Annotated in this window: 10 protein-coding genes; 8 read left to right on the top strand and 2 right to left on the bottom strand. The window is 44.3% G+C overall.

Going from position 1 to position 12,354, the window contains the following annotated elements; all coding sequences use genetic code 11:
* Nucleotides 1-132: 132 nt before the first annotated feature.
* Nucleotides 133-3,204 carry a cellulose binding domain-containing protein gene (locus ABEW32_RS17990; RefSeq protein ID WP_430190067.1) on the top strand — a complete coding sequence of 1,024 codons (3,072 nt, stop codon included), beginning with the start codon at nucleotides 133-135 and terminating at the stop codon, nucleotides 3,202-3,204.
* Nucleotides 3,205-3,489: 285 nt separating this feature from the next.
* Here ABEW32_RS17990 and ABEW32_RS17995 read toward each other — a convergent pair whose 3' ends face one another.
* Complete coding sequence (locus ABEW32_RS17995) at nucleotides 3,490-4,407, bottom strand: AEC family transporter (RefSeq protein ID WP_430190070.1); 918 nt, start codon at nucleotides 4,405-4,407, stop codon at nucleotides 3,490-3,492.
* 240 nt (nucleotides 4,408-4,647) lie between these two features.
* Between ABEW32_RS17995 and ABEW32_RS18000 the strand changes: the two genes are divergently transcribed.
* Together ABEW32_RS18000 and ABEW32_RS18005 are read left to right on the top strand one after the other, a co-directional pair.
* A complete protein-coding gene (locus ABEW32_RS18000; protein WP_430190073.1) occupies nucleotides 4,648-5,559 on the top strand; it encodes a copper amine oxidase N-terminal domain-containing protein in 912 nt (303 codons plus the stop codon).
* Between the two features lie 158 nt (nucleotides 5,560-5,717).
* Nucleotides 5,718-6,506, top strand: coding sequence for an SDR family oxidoreductase (locus tag ABEW32_RS18005; RefSeq protein WP_016820742.1), 789 nt, complete (start codon nucleotides 5,718-5,720; stop codon nucleotides 6,504-6,506).
* Between the two features lie 90 nt (nucleotides 6,507-6,596).
* Here ABEW32_RS18005 and ABEW32_RS18010 read toward each other — a convergent pair whose 3' ends face one another.
* Nucleotides 6,597-7,325: a DsbA family oxidoreductase gene (locus ABEW32_RS18010; RefSeq protein WP_430190077.1), complete on the bottom strand. Its 729-nt coding sequence runs from the start codon at nucleotides 7,323-7,325 to the stop codon at nucleotides 6,597-6,599.
* 213 nt (nucleotides 7,326-7,538) lie between these two features.
* Here ABEW32_RS18010 and ABEW32_RS18015 point away from each other — a divergent pair, with 213 nt between their 5' ends.
* The 5 genes from ABEW32_RS18015 to rbsC are packed head-to-tail and all read left to right on the top strand — an operon-like array spanning nucleotide 7,539 to nucleotide 12,354.
* On the top strand, nucleotides 7,539-8,567 hold the full coding sequence (locus ABEW32_RS18015) for a LacI family DNA-binding transcriptional regulator (protein ID WP_430190079.1): 1,029 nt from the start codon (nucleotides 7,539-7,541) through the stop codon (nucleotides 8,565-8,567).
* Nucleotides 8,560-9,438, top strand: a complete 879-nt coding sequence (rbsK, locus tag ABEW32_RS18020) for a ribokinase (RefSeq protein WP_430190081.1) — start codon at nucleotides 8,560-8,562, stop codon at nucleotides 9,436-9,438. Before ABEW32_RS18015 ends, rbsK begins: the two co-directional genes overlap by 8 nt.
* Entirely contained in the window at nucleotides 9,438-9,872 is a 435-nt protein-coding gene (rbsD, locus tag ABEW32_RS18025; protein ID WP_430190084.1) for a D-ribose pyranase, read from the top strand. The genes rbsK and rbsD overlap by 1 nt, the downstream gene beginning before the upstream one ends.
* A 30-nt stretch (nucleotides 9,873-9,902) precedes the next feature.
* Nucleotides 9,903-11,384 (top strand): sugar ABC transporter ATP-binding protein, encoded by a 1,482-nt coding sequence (locus ABEW32_RS18030; protein ID WP_430190086.1) that lies wholly within the window; start codon nucleotides 9,903-9,905, stop codon nucleotides 11,382-11,384.
* Nucleotide 11,385: 1 nt separating this feature from the next.
* Nucleotides 11,386-12,354: a ribose ABC transporter permease RbsC gene (rbsC, locus tag ABEW32_RS18035; protein WP_430190089.1), complete on the top strand. Its 969-nt coding sequence runs from the start codon at nucleotides 11,386-11,388 to the stop codon at nucleotides 12,352-12,354.

The raw sequence follows: 12,354 nt of genomic DNA on the forward strand, positions 1-12,354 counted from the left end.
AGTTTGAGGGAACATTTGTTGGATTAGTGAGATGAAATGATAACGATAGGAACGAATCTGCAATTGTCTGATTACTTTTAGCTCAAAATGGCTTTTCTATTCAAATGAATACGGATAAGGAGGTTGAATTCATTGACTAAGGCCAAAAGCAGGTTGAAAGTTGCGTGTTTGGCGCTTGTAATAGCGAGTGCTTCCTGGACAGGCATGATAGCACCCACCCATGCTGCTTCAAGTGATGATTATACTTGGAAAAGTGTCGTTACAGGTGGTGGAGGTGGTTTTGTACCTGGTATCATTTTTAATGAAACGGAAAAAGATCTAATCTATGCTCGTACAGATATCGGGGGAGCTTACCGCTGGAATCCTGCCAATGAGAGCTGGATTCCACTGACGGATTCTGTGGGTTGGGAGGATTGGAACAAAAATGGTGTCGATGCACTAGCCACCGACCCTGTGGATCCGAATCGTGTATATATAGCTACAGGCACGTATACTAATTCCTGGGATAAACAAAACGGGCAAATTATGCGCTCCACCGACAAGGGGAATACGTGGCAGACGACGAAGCTCCCCTTCAAGGTAGGAGGCAATATGCCGGGGCGCTCGATGGGTGAACGACTGACCATTGATCCGAATAAAAACAATATATTATTCTTCGGAGCTCGAAGTGGCAATGGACTGTGGAAAAGCTCCGATTACGGGGCGACCTGGAGCAAGGTGAGTAGTTTTCCGAATCCGGGGACTTATGTACAGGACCCTTCAAATGAATATACCAGTGATATTGTCGGCTTAGCCTGGATCACCTTTGACAAAAAAACGGGCTCCTCCAGCAAAGCAACACAGACCATCTATGTAGGTGTCGCAGATAAAAAGCAAAGTGTCTATCGCAGTACAGATGGTGGCACAACCTGGTCTGCTGTAGCGGGGCAGCCTACAGGCTATTTGCCACATCACGGTGTTTTATCTCCAGATGGAAATCTGTATATTTCTTACAGTGATGGAGCTGGACCGTATGATGGAACAAAGGGTGAGCTATGGAAATTGAATACAGCCAGCGGACAATGGACTAACATCAGCCCCGTTGCGAGTAGCAGTGCGGACAATCATTTTGGATATGGCGGACTGACAGTGGATGTCCAGAAGCCCGGTACCCTTATGGTTGCAACGTTAAATGCCTGGTGGCCGGATGAGACAATTTACCGCAGTACTGATAGTGGAGCAACCTGGAGCCCTATTTGGGAATTTGATGGTTATCCGACTCGCAAGCTGAAGTACAAGCTGGATATATCCGGTGCACCTTGGCTGACTTTCAATGTCAATCCTGCACCGCCGGAAGTATCGCCCAAGCTGGGCTGGATGATTGGAGATCTGGAAATAGATCCATTCAATTCAGATCATATGCTGTATGGCACAGGGGCTACGATATATGGCTCTAAAAATCTAACCAATTGGGACAAGGGAGGTAAGCTGGACATTTCGGTAGCCGCTAAAGGGATAGAGGAAACAGCGATTTTGGATCTGGTCAGCCCTCCAGCAGGAGCTCCTCTGGTGAGTGCAGTGGGTGATGTATCCGGATTCAGACATGACGATTTGTTCAAGGCTCCTGCTAAAATGCTGGATAATCCAACCTTTACAAGCAGCGAAAGCATTGATTATGCCGAGTTGAACCCTGCTTTTATGGCTAGGGTGGGTAAAGCAGACTATAAAAAAGACCCCAATGCCAAATCTATCGGATTTTCCAATGATGGCGGAGCGAACTGGTACAAAGCAAATAGCGAGCCTTCCGGTACAGTAGGAGGAGGAAGCATCGCCGTTGCGGCAGATGGTAATGGCCTGCTGTGGAGTACGTCGGACAAAGGTGTATTTTATTCCAAAACCGGAGGCAACTCATGGACAGCAAGCACGGGGATTCCAGCCAATGCAAAAATCGCCTCTGACCGAATAAACTCTAACAAATACTACGCGTTTGCTGATGGAAAAATATATATCAGTGTTAATGGAGGAGTATCCTTCACTGCATCCACAATTACTGGTTTACCAAGTGTAGGGAATGCAGATATTGGTGCAGTACGAGGAGCGGAAGGAGATGTGTGGTTTGCTGGAGGCTCCGAGGACGGAGGGCCATACGGCTTATGGCATTCCAAGGATTCAGGTGTTACATTCAACCAGCTTGATCAAGTGCAGGAGGCGGATTTTGTAGGCTTTGGTAAAGCAGCACCCAATCGTACGAATGCAGCAGTGTTTATCGTTGGTAAGATTGACGGAACTCGTGGATTTTATCGTTCGGACGATGCTGGCGCAAGCTGGGTGCGCATTAATGATGACAAGCATCAATATGCTCGAGTGACCACCATTATTGGGGACCCTCGGGTTTACGGACGTGCTTATCTGGGAACGAATGGGCGCGGCATTCTGGTGGCAGATCGTGTGGGTGGTGACCAGCCGACTACCGGGCAAGCAAGTATTACGCCGACGGCTGCAACCTATGAAGTGGCTAAAAATAATAACAATATTACTGTCAAGCTTACACTTAACGGTAATACTCTAGAAGCGATCAAGCAGGGGAGTGTGGCACTGAAGGAAGGTGAAGATTATACGGTTAGTGAAGAAACAGTCTTTTTTACCAACAAGTATTTATCTAAACTTCCTAAAGGAGAGACAACGCTCAACTTCCATTTTAGTACAGGCAATGATGCGTTGTTCACGATTACGGTGAAAGGTGATACGCCAAGTGAGCCGGGAACAGGCGAAGGCGTTCTGAAGGTGCAGTCCTTCAATGGGAATGTATCTGCAACAAGTAATACGATCAGTTCCAAGTTTAAAATAACTAATACAGGAAGCTCACCTGTTCCCCTCGCAGACGTGACATTGCGTTACTATTACACCATTAACGGGGAAAAATCACAAAACTTCTTTACGGATTGGTCAAGCATCGGTACAGGGAATGTCATTGCTAACTTCAAAACATTAACCAATGCGAAGCCAGGTGCAGATTCTTATGCAGAAATTGGTTTTAAGTCGGCAGCTGGTTCTTTAGAGCCTGGTCAGAGTGTTGAGCTACAAACTCGGATATCCAAAGCGGATTGGAGCAATTATACACAAACTGATGATTATTCCTTTAATCCCACAGCAAATAGCTTACAAGATTCCACTAAAATAACCGCTTACCTGTCTGGGAACAAGCAATGGGGAATTGAGCCTTAAATATTTATAAAAATAATCTTGAGTCAGCCACTCTAATGAGTGAGCTGGCTTTATTTTTGGAGGAATCAGAGGTTAAAATTCAAATATATAACTATTTCACTATATGAAAAATTCATAATAGAAAAATATTCCTTCTCGCATACTATCACCGTTAAACAAACAGACCACTTTAAACAGAAAAAGGGGTACAATCACGAACGTGTGTTCCTGTTTTAATTGAAAAAGAAACGCTCCTGTCCTCAGACAAAAAGCGTTACAAATAAAGTTTTATATTTATCATACACCTCAAGTAAGATGACGGGATATTGAAATTAATAAGGTCATCGTAATGACATTCACAATCGTAGAAAGTAATACTGTTTGTGCCGCAAAGTCAGGTTCATTTTTATATTCTTCCGCCAAAATACTCGTATTAACACCAGTAGGCATACCTGATGCAATGAGCAGTGCTTGAGCGGGAATTCCTTTAAGGCCTAAGAAAAACACGAGCATAAAACCAACTATTGGCCCCGCAATCAGACGTAACACCATACTGATGTACACGGCTGTCCGGCGCAAATGAAAAGGATACTGCACAATTTGTGCTCCCAAAGTAAGCAGAGCCACTGCGACCATCGAATGGCTAATATAATTTAGAGGCTCAGCCAGCAAATTAGGCAATGGGCTGTGTAGGAGATTGAGGAGCAAGCCCAGCACAAGCGCATAGGGGACGGGCATTTTCAAAAAATTAATTAAAATTTTTCGTGTATTAGCCTTACCACTCTGTACAACAAAGGTACCGTATGTAAATGTAACAAAGCTTTGAAAAGTCATAATCAGAGCTTGGACAGAAATAGCCAGCGGATCACCTTTAAACACCAACTGATTAATTGGTAAGCCATAATTCCCTGAATTATCTAGCATTACACTGTTTGTAAAAGCTCCACGCATTCCGGGGCTGTATTTTAGGGACCTGGCAACAGTAGTGCTAATTAGGTACAAAATCGCTATGTACAGAGCATAAAAAAGTGAAACCTCACCCATGAGGATTAAAGAAATTTCAGAGTTATAAAGACCGGTAAACACAACTGCAGGGGTGATATAGTAAAAATTAATTTTAGCTAAGGTATACAAATCCAGTCGGAAATAATATTGCATGATACAGCCAAACCCGATAAGGACAAAAATAGGTAAAACAACGTCTAAAAGAATGGTGCCGAACATGTCTGTCTCCTCTTCTTTCTAATATGCGAATGTAAACGTTAATCCTTAAAATGCACATGCATTTCCCATTATACTGTGGAAATAGGTTGACGCATAATAAAATTTATTATAATGATTCTACCATCAGCCCCTACAAATGCAACACTAGTAAAAAAGGGCTTCATATTCAGCTTATAGTAGCCGTTAATATATGTAGGTTACATTTAAACCTGGTCTTTTACTATAAGGAGGAATCGCATCATGAGAAACACTTGGACAGCATTATTAGCGTGTATACTGGTCTTGGGACTGGCAGCGGGAACTGCTGAAGCTAAGCAGGGGCACCGAAATGATCAGGAGAACAAACAGGAAGCAAATACGTCTGATAAAGACCGGAATGAAAAGAGCAGCAAAAAAGATAAACACGACGAAATCAAAAAGAACACCCCTGTTGCAGTAACGGATGATACATACGGGGAGTCCAAAGACCATAAAGGTCACAAGGGACACAACGGGTACAATGGTCTGCTACAAGCAGTAAAAAATACAAAAGATAAGCCGGCAGGAGCGGTTATTGCGGATCTGCTGCTTACAAAATACCCGGAGCGTTTGACCCCGGAGCAGGTAACTGAACTTGAATTGATCCGAAATTCTGACAAAGCACTAACTAAGGCTGCTGAGCTACTGGCTGAAAACGGAAATGTAACAGATGCGGTTTACATGCAGGAGGAGGCAGTATTGGCTGATGTGTCCAATCTGGATAGCTACAAAAAACTGGATGTATTCTTGAGGAAGGCTGGACGGTCGTCAGGTATGAAGCTGTTCGTGAATGGTGAAAAATATGATGCCGAACCGATTAACCGCAATGGCACCACACTTGTTCCGTTTAGAACAGCTTCCGAAGCTCTGAATGCCAAGGTTTCCTGGGATCCGAAAGAAAAGGCTGTTACTGTCAGTCGTAACGGTGTGTCCGTCAAATTATTCGTGAATAGCGCAAAAGCATATATTAACGGCCAATCGTATTCTATCGAGCAGCCAGCATCCATAGTGGATGGAACGACAATGGTACCTGTAAGGGTAATCGGAGAGGCTTTGGGAGCAAATGTTAAATGGGAGCCTGAGAGCCAGTCCGTTGTTGTATATGAGAAGTCAACAATATCTGAAGCATTATAGTGCTATAAACCAAGAAAATAGTGTATAGCAGAAAAGGCGCTGACTGAATGTCAGGCCCTTTTTTGTGTTGTCTTGTTAATTTGTACCGAACTATTCGCATTATGTAGTGGTCATGTGTACAATTAAATAGAGAAATCTTAGAAAAGGGAGTGTCATAGATGGATTTAGGATTAACAGGAAAAGCAGCCTTTGTTGCAGGCTCCAGTAAAGGGCTTGGCAAAGCAAGTGCACGCGAATTGGCACGTGAGGGTGCGAATGTTGTTATTTCGGGACGTAACGAAGCAGAGCTTCAGCGAACACAAGCCGAATTGCAGGAAACTGCGAGTGGTCGCGTTGAATATGTAGTTTGTGATGTAACCAAACCTGAACATATTTCCCAGGCTATCCGCCGTACAGTTGATTGGTTTGGCACCGTCGATATTTTGGTTAACAATGCGGGCGGGCCCCCTGCGGGCACCTTTGATGATTTTACAGATGAAGTATGGATGCAGGCCTTTGAGCAAAATTTACTTAGTCATATCCGGTTGATCCGTGAAGCGTTACCCTATATGAAAAAACAACAAAGCGGTAGAATTTTAAATATCGCCTCATCATCAGTGAAGCAACCGATTCCAGGCCTGATTATTTCCAATACACTACGTACTGGAGTTGCCGGATTGGCGAAAACATTGTCCATGGAATTAGCTCCTTATAATATTCTGGTACATACTGTAGCACCAGGGAGAATTGCAACCGATCGCGTACGTAGCTTGGACGAGCATCGGGCCGAAAAATCCCACCAAACGACGGATCAAGTTCGCAAACAAGCAGAAGAGGGGATTCCGTTAGGACGGTATGGAGAGCCAGAAGAGTTTGGTAAAGTCGTGGCTTTTCTGGCGTCATCGGCTTCATCCTATTTGACAGGCAGCACCATTCTTGTGGACGGCGGTATGATTAAATCATTATAAAAAAATAAAGAAGCGTGCCGCATCAGATTTAATGGATGCTGGCACGCTTTTTCATAAGTTATTTAAAGAGAGGTTTAGTTCATTGACTGATCAGTTCTCGCGGCTTGGAAGCTCGCAACCATCATCGGTACATACACCCGCTGCATCCTGTTTGGACGAGTTACCACTAATCATAGTGAAAGGTGAACGTTCATCCCATGCTTTTTGAAGCGCGTCGTGAAATACCTCCTCCGGCTGAGCACCAGAAACAGCAAATTTTCGATCAAATACAAAGAATGGCACACCCTGAACACCTAACTTAGCCCCTTCAGCTTCATCAGCTCTAACTTCGTCGGTAAAGCGGTCACCGGCTAATATGGCAACGGCTTCGTTATGATCCAAGCCAACCTCGGCTGCCAACGCTGCCAGCACTCCCTGATCCCCAGTGTGCTTGCCTTCCATAAAGACAGCCTGAAATAAACGCTCGCTTAGTTCCAGCATTTTGCCTTGTGTTTGAGCCCAATGCGTTAGACGGTGAGCATCGAGAGAGTTTGTCGGCACCATGGCATGAATATTGTACTCTAGACCCGCAGAACGTGCGTTTTCGGTCATACGATCATTCATGGCATGAGCCTCTTGCAGACTGACGCCATATTTTGCTGATAGTTCCTCATTAATCGTTTTGCCACTATCTTTCACAGCATTCGGGTTTAATTCAAAACTCTTGAATGTCAATTGAACCTCATTGCGGTGTGGGAACTGCTGTAGGACCTGCTCCAAGCGGCGTTTGCCAATATAACAAAACGGACACATATAGTCAGACCAAACTTCGATATTCATTAGGGAAATGCCTCCAAGTATACATATTTTATTGAGCAGCTGGTAGAAAATCTGTCTATTCTAGAGTAAGTAAAAAGGTGGAACTTCATCAGTTACAAAAAAGATTATACGGCTAATGCTTTCGATGTGCAAATAATTAATGCTTGTCAAAAAATAAATGCTATGATATTTTATATGTGTAACCGGTTACACAATTGGAGTTGAACTTACATTATGACAACAATTAAGCAGGTAGCAAGTTTTGCAGGTGTTTCCGTGGCGACCGTATCCCGAGTTATTAATGAAACCGGATATGTCCACGAAGATACACGGCGAAAGGTTGAAGCTGCGGTAAAGCAGCTAAATTACAAGCCTAATGAAGTTGCACGTTCTCTGTATAAAAAGAAATCCAGATTAATCGGTCTGCTGCTGCCGGATATTACGAACCCTTACTTTCCCTTGTTGGCTCGTGGGGTGGAGGATCGAATGCAGGAAAATGATTTTCGGATCATTTTCGGTAATAGTGATGAGGATCGCCAAAAAGAATTAGATTACATGGATACTTTTATTCAGAATAATGTTGTTGGGGTTATTTCATCTACCAATGACCCTGCTGCTGATTGCTACGCCAAACTGAAAATCCCAGTCGTTTTTCTCGATCGGACTTCCAGTGACAGTTTATCCGTTTATGCGGATGGAGCTCATGGCGGTCGCTTGGCTGCGCAGGCCATGGTTGTCCGTGGCAGCAGACAAATTACAGTCATGCAGGGTCCTGCTCATATTCGTCCAGCACAAGATCGTTTTCGCGGGGCGGTGGAAGAGCTTCAGCAATCCGGTATTGCTTACCATGTCGTCGAGACAACATCCTTTTCGTTCAAGGAGGCTGAATTGTGGGCCAAAGAGCTGTTCAGCAAGTATCCGGATACGGACGGAGTGATTGCCAGTAACGATATTGTAGCTACAGCGGTGATGCATGAAGCACATAGATTAGGAAAGAAAATCCCGGAAGATGTTCAAATTATCGGGTTTGATGATATACCATTAAGCAGCTTGTTATTTCCGCCATTATCAACGATCCGGCAGCCTGCTTATGAAATGGGCTGGGAGGCGGCAGGTCTGCTCATTCAGTTGATCGAGCAGGCGCAAGCAACGAAATCAAGTGTACCTAATCTTCATTCGAAAGTACTTACCTATTCAAGCATACAATTACCCGTCAAATTTATCGAACGGGAAACAACGAGAAGGGTGGATCATCATGGCTAAAATTACCGTTATCGGAAGCAGTTCGATGGACCTCGTAGTTACTTCGTCCAAGCGTCCCGGTGCTGGTGAAACCGTATTGGGAGACAGCTTTACAACCGTACCTGGAGGTAAAGGAGCCAATCAGGCAGTAGCCGCAGCACGACTCGGTGCGGACGTTACGATGATTGGACGTGTAGGAGATGACCATTTTGGACAACATATTTTACGCAATTTTGAAGAGAATTATGTTCATATTAGCCATGTGAAACCGGTTACACATATGGAAAGCGGTACAGCACATATTATACTGGCCGAGGGTGATAACAGTATTGTTGTAGTAAAAGCAGCAAATAATGAGGTCACACCCGCTTATGTGGAAGAAGCGCTTGATGTTATTCGAAGTTCGGATATTGTGTTAATTCAACAGGAAATACCGGCGGAGACAATCGTTTATGTAAGCGAAGTTTGTGCGAAGTACCAGGTACCCTTGTTGCTGAATCCAGCCCCGGCTCGTGAAGTGGAAGAAAGTGTAATTGCTCATGCAACCTACATTACGCCTAATGAGCATGAAGCTGCCATCCTATTTAAGGATATGAGTCTTCAAGAAGCCTTGCGCAAATATCCGAACAAGTTGTTTGTAACGGAAGGCAGCAACGGTGTACGGTTTTTCGACGGAGAACAGGAAGTTGTGGTTCCCACTTACAAGGTGGAAGCTGTCGATACAACAGGTGCAGGAGATACTTTCAACGCTGCTTTTGCGGTGGCACTGGCTGAAGGAAAATCGGTGGCAGATAGTGTGAAATTTGCTAATCGTGCTGCGTCCTTGTCTGTTACCAAATTTGGAGCGCAAGGTGGAATGCCAACCCGTCGCGAAGTGGAGGAGCAATTATAATGAAGAAACATGGAATTCTAAACAGTCATATATCCAAAATACTAACGGATCTCGGCCACACGGACTTTATTGTCGTGGCTGATGCCGGCTTACCTGTTCCTGAAGGCGTTACCAAAATTGATTTGGCGCTGAAACTGGGCGTTCCGTCCTTTCAAGACGTTGTTGATGTTATTGCTTCGGATATGGTGATTGAAAAAGTAACACTGGCCGAAGAAATCAAACAAGAAAATGAACAAGCACTCCAGTATATTATGCGCACCTTTGCAGGAGAGCAACTAGAGGATTCACAAATTATTCAGCCGACTGCCGTCATTGAGTTTTGCTCGCATGAACAATTCAAGGAATTAACCAAGCAAGCCAAAGTTGTCATCCGTACAGGAGAGGCTACACCGTTTGCCAATTGTATTTTACAGTCAGGAGTTCATTTTGGATAAATTAGTGTGGAATGAAAAGGGGGGGACAGTATGCAGATTCAAATGAAAGGAATTCACAAAGCATTTGGAACCAATCAGGTACTGAGTGGCGTTGACTTTGATCTCCGTGAAGGAGAAGTACATGCCCTCATGGGTGAAAATGGTGCAGGCAAATCAACGCTTATGAATATTTTAATCGGGCTACATCGGCGAGATGAGGGAACGATCACCATTGACGGTCAGGAAACCTACTTTGCCAACCCCAAGGAAGCGGAGCAACAAGGAATTGCTTTTATTCACCAGGAACTGAATGTGTGGCCGGAGATGACGGTACTGGAAAATCTGTTTATCGGCAAGGAAATGACTTCCAAGTGGGGATTACTAGATAGCTCTAAAATGAAAGCGCTAGCAAATGAGCAATTTAGCAAGCTTTCAGTAAACCTTCCTTTGAGCGGTGAAGCAGGCGAGTGCTCAGTGGGTCAGCAACAAATGATTGAAATAGCCAAGGCACTCATGACGGATGCTAAAGTGATCGTAATGGATGAACCCACAGCAGCCTTAACCGAACGGGAAATTCAAAAGCTGTTCGAGGTTATTACTTCCTTGAAAAAAAATGGTGTTTCAATTGTGTATATTTCCCATCGGATGGAGGAGATATTCGCGATCTGTGATCGGATTACCATTATGCGTGACGGGAAAACCGTAGATACTCAAGCGATCCCTGATACGAATTTTGATGAGGTTGTACGGAAAATGGTTGGTAGAGAACTGACTGAACGCTACCCGGTAAGAACGCCTGCTTTGGGGGAAGTGGTGCTAGAGGTCAAAAACGCATCACATCAAGGTCTATTTGAAAATGTGAATTTTACTGTACGCTCAGGGGAAATCGTAGGCTTTTCAGGCTTGATGGGCTCGGGACGCACTGAGATCATGCGGTCGTTATTTGGACTTGATGCCTTGGATAGTGGTGAGATCCACGTCCGTGGGAAAAAGGTGTCTATTCGCAAGCCGGATGATGCAGTGAAACTAGGGATTGGCTTTATTACAGAGGACCGAAAAGATGAGGGCTTAGTGCTGGATTTTTCCATTCGGGAAAACATGGTGCTGACGAATCTGTTCAGTTTTACATCAAAGGGATTTATTTCAGGCAAAAAAGAAATGGATTTTGTTAATACATTAATTAAGCGCTTACAAATAAAAACACAATCGGCCGAAGCAAGGGTTGGTAGTTTGTCAGGCGGCAATCAGCAAAAGGTGGTTATTGCCAAATGGGTGGGAATCGGACCCAATGTGCTCATTCTGGACGAACCGACGAGAGGCGTGGATGTGGGAGCCAAACGGGAAATCTACCAGTTGATGAACGAACTGACCGAACGTGGAGTCGCGATTATCATGGTATCCTCAGAACTTCCCGAAATACTCGGCATGAGTGATCGTATTGTTGTGGTGCACGAGGGAAAGATCAGTGGAGAGCTGAGCAGGAAAGAAGCTACACAAGAAAATATAATGACGCTAGCTACAGGAGGACAGTAATATGACAACTATGAATGAAGCAAAAGGTAGCAAAGGCATCCAAATATCACAAATCACCCAGAAGCTTGGTCCATTGTTGGGACTCATTATTTTGGTAATTATTGTATCGGTCTTAAATCCCAGCTTTTTGGAACCGCTTAATATTTTGAATTTGTTACGTCAGGTATCTATTAATGCATTGATCGCGTTCGGTATGACTTTTGTTATTCTTACAGGCGGAATAGATTTGTCCGTCGGCTCCATATTAGCACTATCTAGTGCGTTTGTGGCCAATATGATGCTGGCTGGCTTTGACCCAATTTTGGCGATTATCATTGGTTGTGCATTGGGTGGCGTAATGGGCATGGTCAACGGCTTAATGATTACCAAAGGTAAAATGGCTCCGTTTATTGCCACACTCGCAACTATGACTATTTTTAGAGGATTAACCTTAGTTTATACCAACGGTAACCCTATTACGGGACTCGGTGACAGTCTAGTATTTCAATTGTTTGGTCGTGGTTACCAGTTTGGTATTCCGGTCCCGGCGATTACGATGCTTATTACCTTTGCAGTCCTGTGGACCATTTTGCATAAAACACCATTCGGACGTAAAACGTATGCCATCGGCGGCAACGAGAAAGCTTCGATTGTATCTGGTATTAAAGTACCACGTGTAAAAATCTGGATCTACTCTTTGGCTGGAATGCTTTCCGCGTTGGCGGGTGCTATCTTGACCTCACGCCTGAATTCGGCGCAGCCGACAGCGGGTACTTCTTATGAATTGGATGCCATTGCGGCTGTCGTATTAGGTGGAACAAGCCTTTCGGGAGGACGAGGACGAATTGTAGGTACGTTAATTGGTGTGCTTATTATCGGTACTCTAAACAACGGTTTGAATTTGCTGGGGGTTAACTCTTTTTACCAAATGGTCGTAAAAGGGATTGTCATTGCTATTGCTGTATTGATTGACCGTAAAAAATCCGCATAA

Source organism: Paenibacillus jamilae (assembly GCF_050482105.1).
GTDB lineage: Bacteria > Bacillota > Bacilli > Paenibacillales > Paenibacillaceae > Paenibacillus > Paenibacillus jamilae_B.

What these genes read in the sequence shown, in the direction of transcription:
- ABEW32_RS18030 (WP_430190086.1), top strand. Translation starts at nt 9,903, where the DNA reads ATGCAGATTCAAATGAAAGGAATTCACAAAGCATTTGGAACCAATCAG.
- rbsD (WP_430190084.1), top strand. Translation starts at nt 9,438, where the DNA reads ATGAAGAAACATGGAATTCTAAACAGTCATATATCCAAAATACTAACG.
- ABEW32_RS18015 (WP_430190079.1), top strand. Translation starts at nt 7,539, where the DNA reads ATGACAACAATTAAGCAGGTAGCAAGTTTTGCAGGTGTTTCCGTGGCG.
- ABEW32_RS18005 (WP_016820742.1), top strand. Translation starts at nt 5,718, where the DNA reads ATGGATTTAGGATTAACAGGAAAAGCAGCCTTTGTTGCAGGCTCCAGT.
- rbsK (WP_430190081.1), top strand. Translation starts at nt 8,560, where the DNA reads ATGGCTAAAATTACCGTTATCGGAAGCAGTTCGATGGACCTCGTAGTT.
- ABEW32_RS18010 (WP_430190077.1), bottom strand. Translation starts at nt 7,325, where the DNA reads ATGAATATCGAAGTTTGGTCTGACTATATGTGTCCGTTTTGTTATATT.
- ABEW32_RS17995 (WP_430190070.1), bottom strand. Translation starts at nt 4,407, where the DNA reads ATGTTCGGCACCATTCTTTTAGACGTTGTTTTACCTATTTTTGTCCTT.
- ABEW32_RS18000 (WP_430190073.1), top strand. Translation starts at nt 4,648, where the DNA reads ATGAGAAACACTTGGACAGCATTATTAGCGTGTATACTGGTCTTGGGA.
- rbsC (WP_430190089.1), top strand. Translation starts at nt 11,386, where the DNA reads ATGACAACTATGAATGAAGCAAAAGGTAGCAAAGGCATCCAAATATCA.